The 20,839-nt window shown below is 55.4% G+C and carries 24 protein-coding genes and 1 riboswitch; of the genes, 15 read left to right on the forward strand and 9 right to left on the reverse strand.

What is annotated here, in order from left to right:
* Nucleotides 1-5: 5 nt before the first annotated feature.
* From CKO_RS03430 to pduA, 9 genes are read right to left on the reverse strand one after another with little or no spacing between them, the layout of a single operon-like run.
* Entirely contained in the window at nt 6-482 is a 477-nt protein-coding gene (locus CKO_RS03430; RefSeq protein WP_048902380.1) for a BMC domain-containing protein, read from the reverse strand.
* A 24-nt stretch (nt 483-506) separates the two neighbouring features.
* Nucleotides 507-782: a propanediol utilization microcompartment protein PduJ gene (pduJ, locus tag CKO_RS03435; RefSeq protein ID WP_004853788.1), complete on the reverse strand. Its 276-nt coding sequence runs from the start codon at nt 780-782 to the stop codon at nt 507-509.
* Nucleotides 783-801: 19 nt separating this feature from the next.
* Nucleotides 802-1,152 carry a glycerol dehydratase reactivase beta/small subunit family protein gene (locus CKO_RS03440; protein ID WP_012131766.1) on the reverse strand — a complete coding sequence of 117 codons (351 nt, stop codon included), beginning with the start codon at nt 1,150-1,152 and terminating at the stop codon, nt 802-804.
* Nucleotides 1,142-2,974 (reverse strand): diol dehydratase reactivase subunit alpha, encoded by a 1,833-nt coding sequence (locus tag CKO_RS03445; RefSeq protein ID WP_012131767.1) that lies wholly within the window; start codon nt 2,972-2,974, stop codon nt 1,142-1,144. The genes CKO_RS03440 and CKO_RS03445 overlap by 11 nt, the downstream gene beginning before the upstream one ends.
* A gap of 15 nt (nt 2,975-2,989) precedes the next feature.
* On the reverse strand, nt 2,990-3,508 hold the full coding sequence (gene pduE, locus CKO_RS03450) for a propanediol dehydratase small subunit PduE (protein WP_012131768.1): 519 nt from the start codon (nt 3,506-3,508) through the stop codon (nt 2,990-2,992).
* Nucleotides 3,509-3,522: 14 nt separating this feature from the next.
* A complete protein-coding gene (gene pduD / locus CKO_RS03455) occupies nt 3,523-4,197 on the reverse strand; it encodes a propanediol dehydratase medium subunit PduD (RefSeq protein WP_012131769.1) in 675 nt (224 codons plus the stop codon).
* Nucleotides 4,198-4,207: 10 nt separating this feature from the next.
* Nucleotides 4,208-5,872 (reverse strand): propanediol dehydratase large subunit PduC, encoded by a 1,665-nt coding sequence (gene pduC / locus CKO_RS03460; protein WP_012131770.1) that lies wholly within the window; start codon nt 5,870-5,872, stop codon nt 4,208-4,210.
* Nucleotides 5,873-5,890: 18 nt separating this feature from the next.
* Nucleotides 5,891-6,703: a propanediol utilization microcompartment protein PduB gene (pduB, locus tag CKO_RS03465; RefSeq protein WP_012131771.1), complete on the reverse strand. Its 813-nt coding sequence runs from the start codon at nt 6,701-6,703 to the stop codon at nt 5,891-5,893.
* Entirely contained in the window at nt 6,700-6,984 is a 285-nt protein-coding gene (pduA, locus tag CKO_RS03470) for a propanediol utilization microcompartment protein PduA (RefSeq protein ID WP_001183618.1), read from the reverse strand. The genes pduB and pduA overlap by 4 nt, the downstream gene beginning before the upstream one ends.
* Before the next feature lie 523 nt (nt 6,985-7,507).
* Here pduA and pduF point away from each other — a divergent pair.
* The 15 genes from pduF (at nt 7,508) to cbiM (ending at nt 20,838) form a co-directional block, all read left to right on the forward strand.
* Nucleotides 7,508-8,317 carry a propanediol diffusion facilitator PduF gene (pduF, locus tag CKO_RS03475; RefSeq protein ID WP_012131772.1) on the forward strand — a complete coding sequence of 270 codons (810 nt, stop codon included), beginning with the start codon at nt 7,508-7,510 and terminating at the stop codon, nt 8,315-8,317.
* Nucleotides 8,318-8,522: 205 nt separating this feature from the next.
* Nucleotides 8,523-9,434 carry a transcriptional regulator PocR gene (pocR, locus tag CKO_RS03480; protein ID WP_012131773.1) on the forward strand — a complete coding sequence of 304 codons (912 nt, stop codon included), beginning with the start codon at nt 8,523-8,525 and terminating at the stop codon, nt 9,432-9,434.
* Nucleotides 9,435-9,732: 298 nt separating this feature from the next.
* Nucleotides 9,733-9,906, forward strand: a riboswitch (cobalamin riboswitch).
* A gap of 99 nt (nt 9,907-10,005) precedes the next feature.
* Nucleotides 10,006-11,385 (forward strand): cobyrinic acid a,c-diamide synthase CobB, encoded by a 1,380-nt coding sequence (locus CKO_RS03485; protein ID WP_012131776.1) that lies wholly within the window; start codon nt 10,006-10,008, stop codon nt 11,383-11,385.
* Entirely contained in the window at nt 11,382-12,341 is a 960-nt protein-coding gene (gene cbiB, locus CKO_RS03490; RefSeq protein WP_012131777.1) for an adenosylcobinamide-phosphate synthase CbiB, read from the forward strand. The genes CKO_RS03485 and cbiB overlap by 4 nt, the downstream gene beginning before the upstream one ends.
* 12 nt (nt 12,342-12,353) lie before the next feature.
* Nucleotides 12,354-12,986: a cobalt-precorrin-8 methylmutase gene (locus CKO_RS03495; RefSeq protein WP_012131778.1), complete on the forward strand. Its 633-nt coding sequence runs from the start codon at nt 12,354-12,356 to the stop codon at nt 12,984-12,986.
* Entirely contained in the window at nt 12,983-14,122 is a 1,140-nt protein-coding gene (gene cbiD / locus CKO_RS03500; protein ID WP_012131779.1) for a cobalt-precorrin-5B (C(1))-methyltransferase CbiD, read from the forward strand. Before CKO_RS03495 ends, cbiD begins: the two co-directional genes overlap by 4 nt.
* A complete protein-coding gene (locus CKO_RS03505; RefSeq protein WP_012131780.1) occupies nt 14,116-14,721 on the forward strand; it encodes a cobalt-precorrin-7 (C(5))-methyltransferase in 606 nt (201 codons plus the stop codon). The genes cbiD and CKO_RS03505 overlap by 7 nt, the downstream gene beginning before the upstream one ends.
* On the forward strand, nt 14,711-15,280 hold the full coding sequence (locus tag CKO_RS03510) for a decarboxylating cobalt-precorrin-6B (C(15))-methyltransferase (protein ID WP_012131781.1): 570 nt from the start codon (nt 14,711-14,713) through the stop codon (nt 15,278-15,280). Before CKO_RS03505 ends, CKO_RS03510 begins: the two co-directional genes overlap by 11 nt.
* Nucleotides 15,273-16,046, forward strand: a complete 774-nt coding sequence (locus CKO_RS03515; RefSeq protein ID WP_012131782.1) for a cobalt-precorrin-4 methyltransferase — start codon at nt 15,273-15,275, stop codon at nt 16,044-16,046. Before CKO_RS03510 ends, CKO_RS03515 begins: the two co-directional genes overlap by 8 nt.
* Entirely contained in the window at nt 16,027-17,082 is a 1,056-nt protein-coding gene (gene cbiG, locus CKO_RS03520) for a cobalt-precorrin 5A hydrolase (RefSeq protein ID WP_012131783.1), read from the forward strand. Before CKO_RS03515 ends, cbiG begins: the two co-directional genes overlap by 20 nt.
* The gene (locus CKO_RS03525) at nt 17,082-17,807 is read left to right on the forward strand and encodes a precorrin-3B C(17)-methyltransferase (protein WP_012131784.1); all 726 of its coding nucleotides are present in this window, start codon (nt 17,082-17,084) and stop codon (nt 17,805-17,807) included. The genes cbiG and CKO_RS03525 overlap by 1 nt, the downstream gene beginning before the upstream one ends.
* On the forward strand, nt 17,804-18,589 hold the full coding sequence (locus CKO_RS03530) for a cobalt-precorrin-6A reductase (protein ID WP_012131785.1): 786 nt from the start codon (nt 17,804-17,806) through the stop codon (nt 18,587-18,589). Before CKO_RS03525 ends, CKO_RS03530 begins: the two co-directional genes overlap by 4 nt.
* Nucleotides 18,590-18,599: 10 nt before the next feature.
* Nucleotides 18,600-19,394 (forward strand): sirohydrochlorin cobaltochelatase, encoded by a 795-nt coding sequence (gene cbiK / locus CKO_RS03535; protein WP_012131786.1) that lies wholly within the window; start codon nt 18,600-18,602, stop codon nt 19,392-19,394.
* Nucleotides 19,391-20,104 (forward strand): cobalt-factor II C(20)-methyltransferase, encoded by a 714-nt coding sequence (locus CKO_RS03540; protein ID WP_012131787.1) that lies wholly within the window; start codon nt 19,391-19,393, stop codon nt 20,102-20,104. Before cbiK ends, CKO_RS03540 begins: the two co-directional genes overlap by 4 nt.
* Nucleotides 20,101-20,838 carry a cobalt ECF transporter S component CbiM gene (gene cbiM, locus CKO_RS03545; RefSeq protein WP_012131788.1) on the forward strand — a complete coding sequence of 246 codons (738 nt, stop codon included), beginning with the start codon at nt 20,101-20,103 and terminating at the stop codon, nt 20,836-20,838. Before CKO_RS03540 ends, cbiM begins: the two co-directional genes overlap by 4 nt.
* Nucleotide 20,839 lies beyond the last annotated feature (1 nt).

Consider the following 20,839-nt stretch of genomic DNA (forward strand, 5'->3'; position numbering starts at 1 on the left):
TTACCTCACTTACCTGAATGCAGGCAGAGTGACCGGGGCTCGCCTTTTTGCCGTTTACAGGCAGGGTCAAGACAGAGATTGCAACTGACCATTCCGGTTTCGGGTTCTGCTTCCGGTACTGACTCTTCTACAACTACGACGTCAGGTTCAGATTCAGGTTCTATTTCAGGTTCTGTTTCAGGTTCCGGGGCTGGCATGGGCGCGGGCGGAATAAGCGTCGCGCGGGAAAGAATCCCCTCCCCAGGCCTGGCGATAACTTTATGGGCGATCAGCCCCTGCTGCTGATCGGCAAAACTGGCACCGGTGATGATGGCGGACTGCACGGAGGCCACATCACCGGTGATTTTGATCACCGTCCAGCCAGAACCGTTGGTTCTCTCAAGCCCCACCAGCGTGATGGAAGCGGCTTTCGCCATGACATCCGCGCAACTGATGGCTAATGCCAGACCACTAACTTCAAGTAATCCCAGTGATTGCTTCACGCTGTGCTCCTTGGTTGCGGCCGTTTAGGCTGACTTGGGTAAAATGGCCTCAACGTCGCTGTGCGGACGTGGAATAACGTGGCAAGATTTCACCTCGCCCACGGCGCTTGCTGCGGCGCTTCCCGCATCGACTGCCGCTTTAACCGCGCCAACATCACCGCGAACCATAACGGTGACCAGGCCGGAGCCGATTTTTTCATAGCCCACCAGTTGCACGTTGGCGGACTTCACCATGGCGTCAGCGGCTTCGATAGCGCCGACTAACCCTTTTGTTTCAACCAGTCCCAGTGCGTTGTTCATACTGCGATTCTCCTGTTGCTTAGGTATTCAGATCCCGAAAGGGGATCCCTTTGACTAACCTTGCCGCGTTGTTACCAGCACTTCGCCGGGCATGGCTGTCCTGGTGATACATCAGCGTAAAAAGCGGCGCTGATGCGGGTAAATTCTTGTAATGCACAACCAGCTTTTCTTTGTCGCAGGCTATGCCGACGAGTAGCGGAGACCGACGCGCCGCCTGCCAGGCGCAATGGGTCACGTCACCGTCAGTCTGCGTCTGGATAACAAAGGGGATACCTTCTTCTTCAATACCGAGAAGCACCTCTTTCCAGACCGTGATACCGTCATTGATGGTCGAAATAACGATAGCCGGGGCACTGGCGTTACTGTCCATGCGCGAACTCCTTATGCCAGGAGAGAATCAGCCCGGTCGCGACCGCATTTCTCGGGCCTTCTGTGCCGCGAATGTTTCCGCGACCGGCCACCAGGCGATAGTGCGCCAGCGCATCGGTGACGAGTTGCGGGATCTCGAAATCCAGAGACGATCCGCCAACCAGCACGACAAAAGGAATGTCACGAATGTTGCCGGTCGGGCTGACCTGGCGCAGCGCGCGCAGGGCGTTAGTGACGAAAACCCGCTCTTTGGCGCTGCGGCGAATGGCGCGTACTTTTTCCAGCGCTAAATCGCCGGGTAATGGAACCAGTTCATCGGGCTTCACCACACATACGCGGGCAAATACGGCTGGCGGCAGCGGGGTGGGGAAAAACTGGACGCTGCCATCTTCGTGACGCAGATGAAAAAGGCTTTCCACCTTCGCGAGCGGATACTTTTTAATCTCTTCTGCCAGATAGCGGTCATCCAGACCCAGCTCACGGGCAATAATCATCGTGACCATATCGCCAGCCCCTGCGAGGTGGGTGGCAATGATCTCTCCTTTGGGATTGATGATGGAGGCATCTGTCGAACCTGCGCCCAAATCGAGAATCGCCAGCGGACGCGTGGTGCCGGGAGTCGTCAACGCGCCTAAAATCGCCGCTTCAGCCTCAGCACCGCCAACCTGAACGTCAACACTCAGCTTCTGTTTGATTTCGCGGGCGATCATCGCCATTTGCAGACGGTCGGATTTCACCATTGAGGCGATGCCCACGGCCTGCTCCAGAGAAAATTCGCCAGCCAGCCCGCCGGTAACGCTCACCGGAACGGAAGTATCGACAGCCAGCAAATCCTGAATGAAGATCTCGTTGCTGGGCTTATTGGTCAGTTCCGCCATGGTCTGGCGTACATGTTCCAGCATGCCGCCAATATTGGTGCCTGCTTCGCCGGTCACGTTGTCCAGCTTGCGGCATTCGCCCACCGCTTTCATGATGGCTTCAGCACCGGCGGCAACATCTACACGGAGCGTGCGTCCCTGAGAAAGCAGTTCCAGATTCCCGGCGGGAATGGCGCGCGCTTTGACATCCCCTGACGGCGTTTTCACGACGACGGCGGAGCGATTGCCAATCAGCGCGCGCGCCATAGGGACGATATTTTTAGTTTCTTCGGCATTAAGGCCGAAAACCGTGGCAATACCGTAAGGGTTAGAGAGCGTTTCAATCACTTTCCCTGGTACGGCAACCTCAATAGCGGCCAGCATGCCCAGCGGAATCCGGTCGATATAGAGCACTTCATCGACGATCGGTAAAGGCTGTTCCAGACGGTTGCTGACCAGGACGCCGTCATCTTGCTGCAAAATGACGCCGGTGAGTTGATATCCGGCACGTACGGAGGCGTTAATCATGGTGGCGACATCGGCGAAATCGAACGCCGATGACACGACCAGGATATAAGGCGTATCCGCCGGGCGGGTTAATAACTCTTGCGGCGTAATGGTCACTCCCACACCCAGACCGACCCCGCCTGGGGTTTTAGGGTTATGGCCGATCATTGTGGACTCGGTAATGATGGTTTCCGTGATGGTTTCCATCGCGACATCGCCAATGACCGGTGTGGCTTCGTTGATGCGGATAAGCGAAATATCGCTGACATTGATGCCTGCGTTTTTTGCCGCAAGCGTAAGCGCCTCCTGAATACCAAACACATTTCGTAATGTGCCTTTAATTCCGGTGGTTTCTGCCAGCGCGCTGCCGGTAATGGTCAGTGCGCCAGCCTCATCCAGCCGCGCCAGCGCGACTTCTGTTGATGAGTTGCCAATATCAATGCCAGCTATGTATCGCATCGTATTTCCCTAAAATTAATCGTCACCTTTGAGTTTTTTACGCTCGACGTATAACGTTGCCGCTTCACGCACGAAAGCTGCGCAAATCTTCGCCTGATAGCGATTTTCCAGATCGTCTGCGATAGCCATCAGCTCTTCTTTCGTCGAACGGTATGGACGCAGGGCGTTGTAAATTTCAAGGATTCGATCGTCCGGTACGGCGGTCAGTTCCGCTGCGCGCTCAAAGTTCATCGCCAGGCGGTCACGTCCGGCATCTCTGGCGATAGCCGCCTGAATGCGCAGCGTATCCGGCGTGATACGCATATCCTGTGCGGTCACTTTGTCGCTGAGGACGTTTTCCAGCGTGAATTCATCCAGCGTTTTATTGGTGGCGGTTTTTACCCATTCTGGATGTTTATTCGCCAGCGGATAATCCGTCACTTTTGCGGTATGCGTTGATGCGCTTGCTGCGGCTGGAGCAGGTGCGTTGCCCTGCAAGCTGTTCATGCGGCTCAACACGTCCCGAACCATCGATTCAATTGCGTCGGTATTCATGGAGGTATCCTTTGTTAAAGCGCCACGCGCAGTTCCTGCGGGTTTTTGCCCGTCACGACATACTTCGTCTCTTTAATGTGCAGAATGGCGGATTTCGCCTGGTACTTCGGGCGCGCCATTTGGTCATTTAAGGTCGGAACCGGTTGTGGTGACTCACGCTTCGCATAGCGCGCGGCGTTCTTGCCAATCTGACGATACGTTTCCAGCGTCAGCAGCGGCGCCTGAGGGAATAACTCCAGATTGGAGAGCGGCGGCAGCCCTTGCTGATGAATAACGGTAGTGCCTTTTGACTGAATACCGATTGAAATGCCGGAGCCGCTGAGGCGGTTGCCTTCAACGGCGACGAACGCCACGTCAGAGGATTTAAAGCAGCGGATCACGCGGGCTTTAATGCCTTCTTCTTCAATACCGGCGATCACTTCACGCAGGATATTTTTGTGCGGCAAGCCGACGATATTCACGGTCTGCGACAGGCCAAATGCCGGGCCCACGGCAATGATCACTTCATCCTGCTGCGTACCTTGTCTGGCCTCGCCAATTTCCGTCAGAAAACCGTCGTCTTGCGGTGCTGCGGCTTGCGGCGAAGTTGATGCTGTCGGTGCGCGAAAGGAGACGGGCTTATCGCTGGTTTGCATTTCAGAAAGCACGTCTTCGATTATCTGGCGCAGCAGCTTTTCATTAATTTCCATTTTTCACCCCTTAGCCAAGTTCGTTGGGATCGAGTGCGCCAGGGATGTTTTTAATCTCTTCCCAGCGTTCGCCTTGCAGGCGATAACCTGTTGCCGGACCGGCATAATCGTTGACGTCATTCACCGCAGAGAGCACCTGCCCGTCGCCGACGATAATGGCGGAGGTATGCAGATAGTCTCCGGTTAATTTGGCTTTCTGGATGTTGAGCATGTCTTGCGCGACGTCGGTGAAACCGCCTTTTGCAAGGGCTTTCACCACTTCCAGACCGTTACGGTTTTTGTTGATGATCTCTTGCGCGAACTTGATGTCTTCGACAATGTTACGTTCAGGCATATCTTTCGAGCCGTGAGCGTAGGTTGCGGCTTCAACCTCTTCATCGGTAATCGGCGGCAGCCCCATTCCGGCAAACACGGCTTGCAGCGCGCGCGCGGCTTTGTTACGGATGGCGATAACGTCTTCTTCGCGAACCGGACGCAGACCACCGTCCACTTTCAGGTCACGCTGGATAACGTTGTAGTCGTCGAAGTCCTCCGCATCTTCGTTTGAACCGGCAAACATGTTGTCGTAGTTCGGTACGGCGGAATAACCCGAGGAGATGAAGTCAGTACCCGGCAGGAACTGCATCAGCAGACGCGCGGTACGACGCATATCGGAGTGGGTGAAGGTCTGGTCGTTACTGGAGGCGCATTCCAGATCCAGCGCGGAGCAGATCAGGTTTTCCGCCAGTACGGCGCGAATGCCTGACGGTACGGCAGAAGGAACGCCGATGCAGCTGACAGAACCGTTCTGTAGACCCTGAACGCCTGCGGCTTTGGTGATATAGATACAGCGGGCTTCCAGATAGAGCATTGATTTGCCTTCAGCATAGCCCATCTGTACTTCGGAACCCGACCCCGAGGTAAAGCGCATTTTCAGGCCGCGAGAGGCATAGGAAGAGGCGAGGAAGCCTTTTGACCAGGGGGTATCGTCGCCATCGGTAAAGACCGGTTCAGTACCATAGACGGAAATGGTTTCGGCGTAGCAGGTGTGGCCCAGCATACCGAGCTTCAGTTCGGTGGCTTCTTCCAGTGAACACTGCGTTAATACGCCCGGACGACCGACCTGGGAGCCCACCAGCAGAGCGATAGCATTGAACGGGGCGTAGCGCGCGACCGCAACCGTTGTCTCTTGCTCATCAAACCCACGCCACGCGCCTTCTGCGGCATCGGCGGCAATCTGAACCGGGTTGTCTTTCACGTTGGTGACATGCGCCTGCTGAGAAGGCGTGCGGCGGGCGCGCATTTTTTGCATCGCCATCATCATCTCTACCACGTTCATGTGTGAGACGACTTCAACGATTTTTGCTGGCGTCATCGCCGTGGTGAGCGGAACGATGTCGCTGCGTTTGACGTTTGGATCGCACAGCATATTGGCGAGTTTGACCGAGTCCATCGCCATCACTTCTTCCGCGCGCGCCAGGTTAATACCATAACGGGCGATAAAGTGGTCGATCAGGTCAAATTCGCTGGCGGCTTTGCCGTCCAGCTCGGTGACCGTGCCGTTAACGATTTTAATCGACGGTTTGGGGTCGTTCGGGCTTTCCATCGCAATGAAGCCTTCTTCGATCCACTCCTTAACGAAGCCGTCCTGATTCACAGGGCGTTTCGCCAGTGCTTCAAATCTTTTCGATCTCATGAATCAGCCTCACGGATATCAGATGTAGGACGGACGATCGTTTTTCGGCGTCGCGCCGAGGGTGGACAGGACGGTTTTGCCGATTTCACGGGCTGAAATAACCGCCTGACGTACAGCGCCGGAATCCCCGGAAATCACCAGAATGGCTTCGTTACTGAAGCTGGTGCCGTGTGCCGGAGAGCTGTAAGCCACGACCTCAACATTGGCGGATTTCAGCGCGGTATCCGCCATCAGCACGCCAACGGAGGCAGGGGCGCCGACAATCACGCCGCAGGCGCGGCCAATTGGCGCGCCAAAGGCTTTTTCAAGCGCATAGCTGGCGCGGGCGGTGTATTGCAGCTCGATATGTCCGGCTTCATTGGCGTATACGTCGCCGAACGTCCGGTCGAGTTCTTTCAGCGCAACTTCAATGCCGCGCTTCACGTCCGAAACATCATTGCCGCCTAAAATAATCAGCGAACCGTGGCCTGCGCCGCCTTTGGTATCGCGGGGAAGCTCAATGCTGACCACTTCGGTATTGGTCGCTTTTACTGCTTCATCGGCGGCCATAATGTGCGGGCCTGCGCCAGTTCGCGCGCCAAGGATTCCGATGGAGCGGTAGCGCTTTTCCAGCTTCATCGCTTCCAGTAAGGCACTGTCCACATTTGCGATCACCAGACCGACGGTGTCGCCAATCGCGGTGCCGACAAATTCCGTTAAACTGCAACTTTTCTCTGCCATAGCCGTCTCTCGTATTGGGTGGGTTTCTTCAGGAATGGCCGTTTGTTCTGGCGTTGCCACACGGGCAATTACCTGCGCCATGATCTGTTCCACCAGTTCATTGCTACTCATTGGCTAATTCCCTTCGGTAAGATTTTTTCTACATCGGTATGAGGGCGTGGAATAACGTGTACGGCTTTCACTTCTCCCACGTTGCGTGCGGCAGCGGCGCCCGCATCGGTTGCCGCTTTTACTGCGCCAACGTCACCGCGAACGATGACCGTTACCAGCCCGGAGCCAATTTTTTCGTAGCCGACTAACATCACATTGGCTGACTTCACCATTGCGTCTGCGGCCTCTATGGCTGCGGTTAAGCCTTTGGTTTCTACCATTCCTAATGCTTCTTGTTGCATAAAGACCTCGCCTGGGTTGTCCCGATGTTGATGACTATAAAAAGAAGCGAGGAAAAAGAATGGCTGACTTTAAAAAGAGAATGAAAAAATAATGGGTGGTCAATAGCACTAAATTGCTGTGATTTTTTATAACCCGTTGAATCTAAAGGTTTGATGTGTTGTTTTTGATATGATTATTTCGTTTTCGCTATTCCATTTTTACATTTTACAGGGTGACAAAATAAATAACTTTTGCTACGCGAAAAATGGAATTGTGATATTTGTTTGAAAACGAATATCTGGTGATCGCAATTTTTTATTATCCCTAATCTGGCATTTTATTCGTTAGAGTACGCTCCATTATTGCCCTGGAGAATAAACAGAGAGCAATATTTTGCTATAGCAACACGATTTTTCGGGGCAGGTTAACGGCAGATTGCCAACAATTTACAGGTGCCGCTTTTTATAGTGATGCTCGTTGTACTCTACTGCCAGTACGGCGTTGTGCTGGTAAAGACACGAACTCTGCTTAGAAGGTGTCACAATGAACGATTCACTAAAAGCACAATGTATTGCCGAGTTTTTGGGCACCGGGCTGTTTTTGTTCTTTGGTATCGGTTGCCTGAGTGCATTAAAAGTTGCGGGTGCGAGTCTGGGATTATGGGAGATCTGCATCATTTGGGGGCTTGGGATCTCGCTTGCCGTTTATCTCACGGCCGGGATATCGGGCGCGCACCTGAACCCGGCGATTACCATTGCGCTGTGGTTGTTTGCCTGTTTCCCTGGGCGAAAGGTCTTGCCTTATTCCATCGCTCAGGTTGCCGGAGCGTTCGGCGGCGCGCTGTTGGCCTATCTGCTCTACGGTAGCTTATTTACCGAGTTTGAAGCGGCGAACCATATGGTGCGCGGCAGCGTGGAGAGTCTGCAACTTGCCAGTATTTTCAGTACCTACCCGGCAGCCGCGCTGAGCGTATGGCAGGCGGCGCTGGTCGAAGTGGTCATTACCTCGATTCTGATGGGGATGATCATGGCGCTGACCGATGATGGCAATGGGGTTCCTAAAGGGCCGCTGGCGCCTTTGCTTATCGGTATTTTGGTTGCCGTTATCGGGGCGTCTACCGGGCCGCTTACGGGGTTTGCGATGAATCCGGCGCGTGATTTTGGTCCAAAATTATTCGCGTGGTTTGCCGGTTGGGGAGACATTGCCATGACCGGTGGGCGCGATATTCCTTATTTTATTGTGCCGATTATTGCGCCGATTGTCGGAGCTTGCGCCGGAGCTGCGGTTTATCGCTACCTGATTGGTAAAAATTTACCGTGCAATACCTGTAAGCTGGAGGAAAATGGACGTTAACACGACGGGATGTATGTATTTTTGAAACACGTAAAATCATTTCGTGATCTGGTTTCACGAACTGGTCAAAACGTCTCCCACGGATGGGAGACTTTTGTTATTGTCCCTTATACTTTTTTATCACTAATACAGTATGGTGATGATGAAAGGTAAATGTGAAATAAATGTTCTATTTGCAACAATAAATTAACTGAGGGGTTTTATCATGATTTCTGCGAGTGCCCTGAACTCAGAACTCATTAATAAAATCGCACAGGATTTTGCACAAGCCACCAGTCTGGCGGTCGTGGTTGTCAATATTCACGGTGATGAAATTTCTGAGTTATTCAATTTCACGCCTTTTTGTCAGCTAATGCGTCAACATCCTCAACACAGTATTCGTTGCCGTATGAGCGATCGCTGCGGGGGGCTGGAAGCGTCAAAATCAGATCAGCCCTGTATTTATCGTTGCCATGCCGGGCTAACCGATTTCTCCATTCCTTTGGTGATTGCCGGTCATCTGGTGGGGTTTGTGTTATGCGGTCAGGTACGTTTAAGCGATGATGTTGGACTGGTTGATATTCTTAATGTCGATGATCGCTGGCAGGCCGATCCTGAACTGTTGAATGAGTTCCGAAACGTCCCCGAAATGGACTACGCGCGGGTGATAGCCTCTGCGGATCTGCTGAAGCTGATTGTGGAAAATTGCCTTAAAAAACAACTTAATTTTGTTGTTATCAAAGACAATCCGCCGCAAGCGGAACCTGCTCGTTCGCAACGTGGGCCCAATCCCCACGACAGCAAAATGAAGAAAGCGTTACGCTACATTGACGCGCATTTATCGGACGATCTTCGCCTTGAAGATGTCGCTTCTCACGTCTACCTCAGCCCGTACTACTTTAGTAAGTTATTCAAGAAATATCAGGGAATCGGTTTTAATGCCTGGGTAAACCAACAGCGCATGGCCAGCGCCAGAGAGCTGCTTTGTCACAGTGACTGGAGTATCGCCAGCATTGCACGTAATTTAGGCTTTTCTCAAACCAGTTATTTTTGCAAAGTGTTCCGTCAGACCTATCAGATCACGCCACAGGCTTTCCGTCAGCAAATAAATGATAATTCGTCCGCCGAGTCCGCATAAATAGCAATATTTTGCTATTGCCGATTTTTGATATCGTATTGTATGTCAGTCATTATAAAATGAAAAAAACTATAGCAGAGCAATAAATTGTCATAGCGCAACAAAATAATGTTATCTGAAGGATAAACTGAGCCAGTTTTTATTTTTGTGATGAGATACAGTGTCATTATGAATAGGTTTCATTATTCTTTTGCGCAGTGTTTCATTCAAAACAGGCGTCATTACACCATTGCGTTGGCATAATGGCGCGTAACAGGTAATTAAAATTTAATTGTCGTTATGAGCGAGAAAGTGATGCTCATAACATCAGCCGACAGGTTTGGCACATTTGTGTCAGGGAAGGGGGTGAGAATCCCCCGCAGCCCCCGCTGCTGTGATGCTGACGACCCCGTAAGACCACTGATCGCAAGATTGGGAAGGACGGGCGAGGAGGACGCTAAGCCAGAAGACCTGCCTGTCGGTATTTACCAACAACTTCGGTGGGAAGTGGGTTGCTCAGTAGCGTACAGTCGAAAGACTGGGGTAATACGCAGCTAAACAATACCTCTACCACCCTGAACAGGATCAGGGTATGGCGGCAAAGCTTCACGCATTTATTCTCGCAGGGACCGGAAGCGGCTGTGGTAAAACCACCGTCACGCTTGGTCTGCTGAGTCTGCTGAAAAGACGTGGAATGCGTGTTCAGCCATGCAAAGTCGGCCCTGATTATCTCGATACCGGCTGGCATACGGCAGTATGCGGCAGTGCGTCCCGTAACCTCGACAGCTTTATGCTCCCGGAGCCCGTGCTTAACGCGCTGTTTTGTGAACACATGCAGCAGGCGGACGTCGCGGTGATCGAAGGCGTGATGGGACTCTATGACGGCTATGGCACCGACCCGAACTACTGTAGTACGGCGGCGATGGCGAAACAGCTGGGCTGCCCCGTGATTTTGCTGGTGGACGGTAAAGCCGTTTCTACCTCTATTGCCGCGACGGTAATGGGATTTCAGCACTTTGATCCTGACCTCAATATCGCTGGCGTGATTGTTAATCGCGTTAATAGCGAAACTCACTACCAACTCCTGAAAACGGCGATTGAACGCTATTGTTCGCTACCGGTGCTTGGCTATGTTCCCGGAGTGGAAGGCGTGGCGTTGCCGGAGCGTCATCTGGGGCTGATTACCGCGCGTGAGTCCGTCGTTAATCAACAGCCGTGGCAGGATTTTGCCGATACGCTTGAACGAACGCTGGACATTGATGCGCTTCTTTCCCTGAGTCAGCTAACCGCGCTGCCTGCTGGCGAGTGGCCAGCGTTACCCGACCCGCAGGCGGGAAAAGGACTTACCGTTGCCATCGCGGATGACGAAGCGTTTAACTTTTACTATCCCGATAACATCAAACTGCTGGAACGTACCGGCGTAACGATGACGCGTTTCAGTCCACTGCATGACAGCACGCTGCCGGAATGCCAGATGATCTGGCTGGGAGGCGGATACCCCGAGCTACACGCCGCTGCGCTGGCGGCGAACACCCCAATGCTGGCGCAAATGCGCGCCGCCCATCAGCGCGGCGTGGCGATTTATGCAGAGTGCGGCGGGCTGATGTACCTCGGCAGTACCCTGGAGGACGCCAGTGGAGAGATTCATCGGATGGTGGATGTGATTCCGGGGCACAGCAAAATGGGGAAACGGTTGACCCGCTTTGGCTACTGCGAAGCGCAGGCCAGAGAGCAAACGCTGCTGGCGGCGGCGGGCGAAGTGCTGCGTGGACATGAGTTCCACTATTCTGATTTTCTCCCGGAAAACCCGGCGGTGATGGCGTGCCGTAAAGTCCGCGATGGTAAGACATTGCAGGAGTGGTCTGGCGGCTGGCAGGTGGGAAATACCTTCGCAAGCTACCTTCACGTTCATTTCGCACAACGTCCTGCAATGCTGAACCACTGGCTGGCGGCAGGAAGGGAGGCGCTATGACCGTGCTTGCGTGGTGTATCGCCTGGCTTCTTGATTTCGTTATTGGCGATCCGCAGAACTGGCCGCATCCGGTACGCTGGATTGGCAATTTAATTTCAGCAACTCAACGTGTTGTGCGGCGTTACTGCCATAGTGACAGATCGCTGCGCATTGGCGGAGCGGTGATGTGGCTGGTGGTGGTCGGCGTGACGTGGGCGGTTTCCTGGGGCGTGCTGGCGCTGGCGAGCGAGATCCATCCCTGGTTTGGCTGGTTGGTAGAGATCTGGATGATTTTTACCGTGCTGGCTGGCCGCTGTCTTGCGAATGCTGCCCGCGATGTTGAACGCCCGCTGCGGGCGGGCGATTTAGCTGAAAGCCGCGAGAAGCTGTCATGGATTGTCGGACGGGATACCTCACAGTTACAGCCTGAACAGGTTAATCGTGCCGTGGTGGAGACGGTCGCCGAGAACACCGTAGACGGCATCATCGCCCCGCTTTTTTTCCTCTTTTTGGGCGGCGCGCCACTGGCAATGGCGTACAAAGCCGTAAATACCCTCGATTCAATGGTTGGCTATAAACACGAAAAATATCGCGCCATTGGTATGGTCAGCGCCCGTCTGGATGATATTGCGAACGTTATCCCGGCGCGTCTGAGCTGGCTGCTGCTGAGTATTGCCGCGGCGTTGTGTCGTTACGACGGCTATCGCGCCCTGCATATCGGCTGGCGGGATCGCTACAACCACAGCAGTCCTAACTGCGCGTGGTCAGAAGCCTCTGTTGCCGGTGCGCTGGGTATTCGTCTTGGCGGCCCGAATGACTACTTTGGCGAGCGTGTTGAAAAACCCTGGATAGGCGACGCGCAGCGCGGCATTTCAGTAGATGACATTTCCCGAACGATTCGATTGATGTGGGTAGCCTCGACCCTGGCACTGGCGCTGTTTATCGCCGTACGGTGCCTGCTGGTTGGCGCAGCCTGAGGATAACAGACGATGCAATATATTCAGCAGCCCCAGGCGATTGAGGCCAAAAGTTTCGACATCATTGGCGAGATCATTCGCGAGACACGCCCGGAGTATCAGTTTGCCAGCCCGCTTCACGAAGCGATCATCAAGCGGGTGATTCACACCACCGCCGACTTTGACTGGCTGGATATTCTCTGGTTTTCCGATGACGCGCTGGAGCGACTCTGCGCGGCGCTGAGTCGCCCATCCATTATCTATACCGATACCACAATGGCGCTTTCCGGCATCAATAAAACATTGCTGGCGACGTTTGGCGGTGAATGCCGTTGCTATATCAGCGATCCGCGAGTTGTGGCGGAAGCAAAAGCGCAGGGGATTACCCGATCAATGGCGGCGGTGGATATCGCCGTGACGGAAGAGAGTGAAAAGGTGTTTGTATTCGGCAATGCACCGACGGCGCTGTTCCGGTTGCTTGAGCATGACGTTGCCGTGAGCGGCGTGGTAGGCGTACCGGTCGGGTTCGTCGGGGCGGCGGAGTCTAAAGATGCGCTGACGAAAAGCGCGTTGCCAGCTATCGCGGCGCTGGGGCGTAAAGGAGGAAGCAACGTCGCCGCCGCGATCGTAAACGCCATGCTCTATTACTTGCAGGGGGCGCGATGAGCGATCAATCCTTCGACGCGCCTGTCTGGCACAACGGCAAAGCGTTGCGAAAAGGGTATACCACCGGATCGTGCGCGACCGCTGCGGCAAAGGTCGCCGCGTTGATGGTGTTACGCCAGCATCTGATTCATCAAGTCTCCATCGTTACGCCGTCCGGGGTGACATTGTGCCTGAACGTCGAGTCGCCGCACATCGAAGGGCGGCAGGCGATTGCCGCGATCCGTAAAGACGGCGGCGATGATGTCGATGCCACGCACGGAATGCTGATTTTTGCCCGCGTAACGCTGAACGATAGCGGCGAGATTACGTTGCAGGGCGGAGAAGGCGTGGGAACCGTGACGCGTAAGGGAATTGGACTGCCGGTGGGCAGCGCGGCGATTAATCGTACTCCGCGCCATACCATTGAGTCTGTAGTACGCGAAGCGATAGGCCCGGCGCGGGGAGCGGACATTGAAATTTTTGCCCCGGAGGGGGAAGAACGGGCGCAGAAAACCTATAACGCGCGCCTCGGTATTCTGGGCGGTATTTCGATCATTGGAACCACCGGCATTGTCACTCCGATGTCGGAGGAGAGCTGGAAACGCTCGCTGTCGCTGGAGCTGGAAATCAAACGCGCCGCCGGTCTGGAACGCGTTGTGCTGGTGCCGGGAAACCACGGCGAGCGTTTTGTGCGTGAACAGATGGGTATCGACACGCAGGTTGTCGTCACCATGAGCAATTTTGTCGGCTACATGATTGAAGAAGCGGTACGTCTGGGATACCGCCATATCGTGTTGATCGGCCATCCCGGTAAGTTGATTAAAATAGCCGCGGGGATTTTCCACACTCACAGCCACATCGCAGATGCCCGCATGGAAACCCTGGTGGCGCATCTGGCGCTGCTTGGCGCGCCGCTTGAGTTACTGACTCGGGTCAGCGACTGCGATACCACCGAAGCGGCAATGGAGCACATTGAAGCATACGGTTTTCAACATATTTACAACCATCTTGCGCAACGCATCTGTATGCGCGTGATGCAGATGCTGCGCTTCACGAAAACGCCACCTACCTGCGACGCCATCATGTTCTCTTTTGATAACCAGATCCTCGGTAGCAATCGCCCGATCGAAGAGATTGTGGAGGAGATGCAATGCTAACGGTGGTGGGCATGGGGCCGGCAGGGCTGCATTTGATGACGCCAGCGGCACGCGAGGCCGTGGCGGATGCCGATGTGCTGGTGGGGGGAAAGCGCCATTTATTGCAGTTTCCTGCGTTCACCGGCGAACAGTTTGTTCTGGGCGCCAATATTGCGGAATTGCTCAACTGGATTGCCGGGCAGCAGGACAAACGCATCGTGGTGCTGGCGTCCGGCGATCCGCTGTTTTACGGCATCGGGACGCGCATGGTGGCCCATTTTGGCATTGAGCGGGTGCGCATTATTCCCGGTATCAGCGCAGTGCAATATCTGTGCGCGCAATCGGGTATCGATATGAACGATATGTGGCTGACCAGCAGCCACGGTCGCAGCGTCTGTTTTGATGCGCTGGCGCGTCATCGCAAGGTCGCGATGGTGACGGATGCTCGCTGCGGGCCGCGAGAAATTGCGACGCAGTTAATGGCGCGCGACAAGGGTCATCGCTGGATGGTGATAGGCGAAAACCTGGCAATGGAAAACGAGCGGATTCACTGGCTGCGCGTCAGTGAAGTCAATGCCGACTATGACATGAACGCAGTGGTGATCCTTGATGAAAGATGAGCTTTTTCTACGTGGCGAGAACGTGCCGATGACCAAAGAAGCGGTTCGCGCGCTCGCGCTGTCAAAACTTGATTTGCACCGTGCCAGCCATCTGATTGACGTAGGCGCCGGGACCGGGAGTGTGTCGATAGAGGCGGCGTTACAGCACCCTTCGCTGCACGTTACGGCGATTGAACGTAACCCGGCAGCCCTGCGGTTGCTGGATGAAAACCGCCAGCATTTTGCCTGCGGCAATATCGACATTCTGCCGGGTGAAGCGCCGATGACGATGACTGAAAAAGCGGATGCGGTGTTTATGGGCGGGAGCGGCGGCCATCTGACGACGCTGATTGACTGGGCTATGCGGCAATTGCATCCCGGCGGCCGTCTGGTGATGACCTTTATCCTTCAGGAAAACCTGAATACTGCGCTGGAATATCTGACACAGATTGGCATCCATGAGGTGGATTGCCTGCAAGTGCAGGTGTCGTCACTCACTCCCCTCGGCAGTGGCCACTATTTCAAACCGAATAATCCTGTTTTTGTTATCGCCTGTCAGAAGGAAGAGAACCATGTCTGAGACATTTGATCCCCGCTGTGTATGGTTTGTCGGCGCAGGTCCGGGCGATCGTGAACTGATCACGCTTAAAGGTTATCGCCTGTTGCAACAGGCGCAGGTCGTTATTTATGCCGGATCGCTGATTAATACTGAACTGCTGGACTATTGCCCGCCAGGCGCTGAGTGCCACGACAGCGCCGAACTGCATCTGGAGCAAATTCTGGATCTGATGGAAGCGGGCGTGAAGGCCGGAAAAACGGTCGTACGCCTGCAAACGGGCGATGTGTCGCTGTACGGCTCCGTGCGTGAGCAGGGCGAAGAACTTACCCGACGCGGCATCGACTGGCAGGTGGTGCCGGGCGTCAGCGCGTTTCTCGGCGCTGCTGCGGAGCTGGGGGTGGAGTATACCGTCCCGGAAGTTTCGCAAAGCCTCATCATTACCCGCCTGGAAGGGCGTACTCCGGTGCCGGAACGTGAACAACTGGAGTCCTTCGCCAGCCACCAGACGTCAATGGCGATTTATCTCTCCGTGCAGCGTATTCACCGGGTTGCCGAGCGGCTGATTGAAGGCGGCTATCCGACCACCACGCCGGTGGCGGTTATCTACAAAGCGACCTGGCCGGAAAGCCAGACCGTGCGCGGCACGCTGGCGGATATCGGCGACAAAGTACGTGAGGCGGGTATCCGTAAAACGGCGCTCATTCTGGTCGGGAATTTCCTGGGGGATGAGTATCACTACTCAAAACTCTATGCGGCGGACTTTAGCCATGAATACCGTAAAGCCTGAATCTATAGCCCTGTTTTGTCTGACGCCCGGCGGCGTACAGCTTGCGAAGCGGCTGGCGGCGATGCTGCCGTTAACCTGCTTTACCAGTGAGAAACTGCTGGAAGATGGGTTTATGCCCTTCGAAGGTGGATTTGCACAATCGGCCCGCGATGCGTTTGCTAACTATTCGGCGCTGATTTTTATCGGTGCGACCGGCATCGCGGTACGCGTGCTGGCGCCGCTGGTAAACGACAAATTCAGCGACCCGGCGGTGGTGGTGATCGATGAGCGAGGCCAGCATGTGATCAGCCTGCTTTCTGGTCATGCGGGGGGCGCCAATGCGCTGACCCGCTATCTGGCGGGCATGCTCGGCGCCGATCCGGTTATCACGACGGCGACTGACGTTAACGATATGGCGGCGCTTGATACGCTGGCATTTCAGCTCAATGCCCGGATGACCGACTTCCGCTCGGCGGTAAAAATCGTCAACCAGATGCTGGTCAGCCACCAGCGCGTCGGGCTGTGGTGGGATGAGGAGCTGGCAGACGATGTCAGTCGCTGCGATCGACGCGGGTTCGTCACCGTGACCGACCTGCATCAACTTCCCGAGCTTGATGCGCTGGTTTGCATCACTTTGCGCAATGAATTGCCAGAAATACCCGTCCGGCACTGGAAACTGGTGCCGCAGCGGGTGGTCGCCGGAATCGGCTGTCGCCGCGATACGCCGTTCCCGCTGCTGGCAGCGCTGCTGGCGCGACAACTGGAGGCGCAGAAATTTGATCCGCTGGCGTTGAAAGCGATTGGCAGCGTCTCGCTCAAAAAAGATGAGCAGGGATTAATCCAGCTTGCCTCCTGCTGTCGCGTTCCCTTTGAAACCTTTACCGCTGACGCGTTGCGTGAGCATGAACATCGCTTCCCGGCCTCCAGATTTGTGCGGCAAACCGTCGGTGTGGGCAGCGTATCCGGCCCGGCGGCCTGGCTGTTAAGTCACGGAAAACTGTCTGGCGAAACCCTGCGTGAACAGGGCGTCACTATTACTTTGGGAGTTTCACACTGATGTTAAGCGTAATTGGAATTGGCCCTGGCTCGCAGGCAATGATGACGATGGAAGCCGTAGAAGCCTTACAGGCGGCGGAAATTGTCGTTGGCTATAAAACGTACACCCATCTGGTAAAAGCCTTTACCGGCGACAAGCAGGTGATCAAAACCGGAATGTGCAAAGAGATCGAACGCTGTCAGGCGGCGATTGAACTGGCGCAGGCCGGACACAATGTGGCGCTGATCAGCAGCGGCGATGCGGGGATTTATGGCATGGCGGGGCTGGTGCTGGAACTGGTCAGCAAACAGAAGCTGGACGTTGAAGTGCGGTTGATCCCCGGCATGACCGCCAGTATCGCGGCGGCCTCCCTGCTGGGCGCGCCGTTGATGCACGATTTCTGTCATATCAGCCTGAGCGATCTCCTGACACCGTGGCCGGTCATCGAAAAACGGATTATCGCCGCCGGAGAAGCAGACTTCGTGATCTGTTTCTATAACCCGCGCAGCCGTGGCCGTGAAGGTCATCTGGCGCGTGCTTTTGAACTGCTGTCCGCCAGCAAAAACGCGCAAACGCCGGTTGGCGTGGTGAAGTCGGCCGGGCGTAAAAAGCAGGAAAAATGGCTGACCACGCTCGGCGATATGGATTTTGAGCCTGTCGATATGACCAGCCTGGTGATTGTCGGCAACAAAGCCACTTACGTACAGGATGGTCTGATGATCACGCCGCGAGGTTACGTACTGTGAGTTACGGCGACGTGCTGGTTATGGGCGGCACCAGCGATGCCCGGATGCTGTGTCAGCAACTGGATGCAGCAAAGGTGGCATACACCCTGTCGGTTGCCACGCCGACAGGAAAGCAGCTGGCTGGCGACATTAAAGGTCAGATCCGCTGCGGGCGCCTGGAGCCAGAGGAGATGGTGGCCTGGCTGAAAGCGCACCGCACGCGTTGGGTCATTGATGCGTCGCACCCGTATGCCGAGGTCGTCAGCCGCAACATTATGCACGCCTGTGAACGCGCGGGGGTGTTGCTGAGCCGCTATCAGCGCCCGGAACAGCTCAGCGAGCTTACGCACCCGCTGTTGCACCATGTCCACACGATTGCTGAGGCCTGCGATGTGGCGCAGCGCTTTGGCGAACGCGTTCTGTTAACGACCGGTAGTAAAGATCTGGCGACCTGGCGAGCCGGGTTGCCGCACAAAAAACTGCTGGCCCGCGTCTTACCTGTTCCTGAGGTCATTCAGCAATGTGCCGACCTGGGATTTGGCGTTGGTGAAATTTTCGCCCTGTGCGGGCCGTTCAGCGCTGAATTTAACGCGGCGTTTTATCGTCAGTGCCAGGCCGATGTCGTGGTGACAAAAGCATCGGGGGCGGAGGGCGGTTATCAGGAAAAAGTTCAACCCTGTCTGGATGCCGGTATCCCCTGCATCGTGATTACCCGCCCGGCAACGCTTGTAACGGGTGATGAGTTACTGGAAAGTCAGGCCGCATTTGCGCAGCGTTTGGCGCGCTGGCTGGCCGCTGCTTAAGGAGTAAGAGATGAAAAAAGCGCTTCTGGTGGTGAGTTTTGGCACCAGCTATCACGACACCTGTGAGAAGAACATTGTGGCCTGCGAACGCGATCTGGCAGCCAGCTGCCCGGATCGCGATCTGTTTCGCGCGTTCACCTCCGGGATGATTATCCGCAAGCTCAAACAGCGTGACGGCATTGAAATCGATACGCCGCTTCAGGCATTGCAGAAGCTTGCTGAACAGGGGTATCAGGATGTGGCGATTCAGTCCCTGCACATTATTAACGGCGACGAATACGAAAAAATTGTGCGTGAAGTTCAGACTCTGCGCCCGTTATTTACCCGTCTTACGCTCGGCGTGCCGCTGTTGAGCAGCCATGCCGATTACGCGCAGCTGATGCAGGCTTTACAGCAGCAGATGCCGACGCTTGGCGCGACGGAGAAAGTGGTGTTTATGGGGCACGGCGCCAGCCACCACGCGTTTGCGGCCTATGCGTGTCTGGACCATATGATGACGGCGCAGCGTTTTCCGGCGCGTGTGGGAGCGGTTGAGAGTTACCCGGAGGTGGATATTCTCATCGGGAGCTTACGTCAGGAAGGCGTAACGGCGGTGCATCTGATGCCGCTGATGCTTGTCGCCGGCGATCATGCCATCAACGATATGGCTTCCGATGAAGAGGACTCCTGGAAAACGCAGTTCAACGCCGCAGGCATCCCGGCGACGCCGTGGCTGAGCGGTCTGGGGGAGAATCCGGCGGTACGCGCCATGTTCGTGGCGCATTTGCAACAGGCGCTGAATACGGCCATGGAGGAAGCGGCATGAGTGGAAAGCTGTATGCGTTAAGTACCGGGCCGGGCGCAGCCGATCTGATCACCGTGCGCGCGGCGCGAATACTTGGCTCGCTCGATATCCTTTACGCTCCGGCAGGGCGCAAAGGCGGCGACAGTCTGGCGCTCTCTATTGTGCGTGAGTATCTGGGTGAGCAGACGGAAGTCCGCTGCTGCCACTTTCCAATGAGCGCTGACAGCGCGGAAAAAGAAGCCGTCTGGAATGAGGTAGCCGCAGCGCTGGTTCAGGAAGTGGAGGCGGGTAAACAGGTGGGGTTCATCACCCTTGGCGATGCCATGCTGTTCAGCACCTGGGTCTTTTTACTCCAGCGGATCGGCAACCCGGCGTGGCTGGAAATCGTTCCTGGCGTCACCTCGTTTGCCGCCATTGCCGCCCGCGCAAAAACGCCGCTGGCGATGGAACAACAATCGCTGGCGGTGATCTCCTGCACCGCGGCGGAAGAAACAATTCAGCAGGCGTTAAGACAGCATGACAGTCTGGTGCTGATGAAGGTCTACGGTCGCTTCGCGCGTATTAAAGCATTGCTGCAACAGGAAGGTTTGCTGGAGTGCGCCCTGATGATGGCGGAAGCCACGCTGCCCGGTGAGCAGTGCTGGCGTCACCTGAATGAGGTCAGCGACGAGCAGCCGCTGCCCTATTTTTCGACCATTCTGGTCAACAAACAGTGGGAGTATGCAGAATGAAACTTGAACAACAGCTAAAACAGCTGTCTTTCAGCGGGTTAGCTGCGGCGTTATTGCTGATGGTTGTCCCGGAACAGGCGTTCGCCATGCATATCATGGAGGGATTCCTGCCGCCGATGTGGGCGCTGGCCTGGTGGGTGCTGTTTTTACCGTGCCTGTGGTACGGACTGGTGCGCCTGCGCCGTATCGTGCAGGAAGATAACAACCAGAAGGTGCTGCTGGCATTGTGCGGGGCGTTTATCTTCGTGCTGTCGGCGCTGAAAATTCCTTCTGTTACAGGTAGTTGCTCGCACCCGACAGGGGTAGGGCTTGCGGTGATTTTATTTGGCCCAGGCGTTGTGGCGATCCTCGGGGCGATTGTGCTGCTGTTTCAGGCGCTGCTGCTGGCGCATGGCGGCCTGACCACGCTGGGTGCGAACGGGATGTCGATGGCGGTTATCGGCCCCGTTGTCGGGTATCTGGTATGGCAAATGGCCTGCCGCGCCGGGCTGCGCCGCGATGTCGGCGTCTTTCTTTGCGCCATGCTGGCGGATCTGGTGACGTACTTCGTGACGTCGGTGCAGCTTGGGGTGGCGTTCCCGGACCCGCAGGCAGGGGCAATGGGTTCAGTGATTAAATTTATGGGGATTTTCTGCCTGACACAGATCCCCATTGCGATCGCGGAGGGGCTGCTGACCGTCATGATTTACGACCAGTTGACCAAACGTCGGTTGATTACCGCACAAGGACATTAAG

The organism is Citrobacter koseri ATCC BAA-895 (assembly GCF_000018045.1).
GTDB lineage: Bacteria > Pseudomonadota > Gammaproteobacteria > Enterobacterales > Enterobacteriaceae > Citrobacter_B > Citrobacter_B koseri.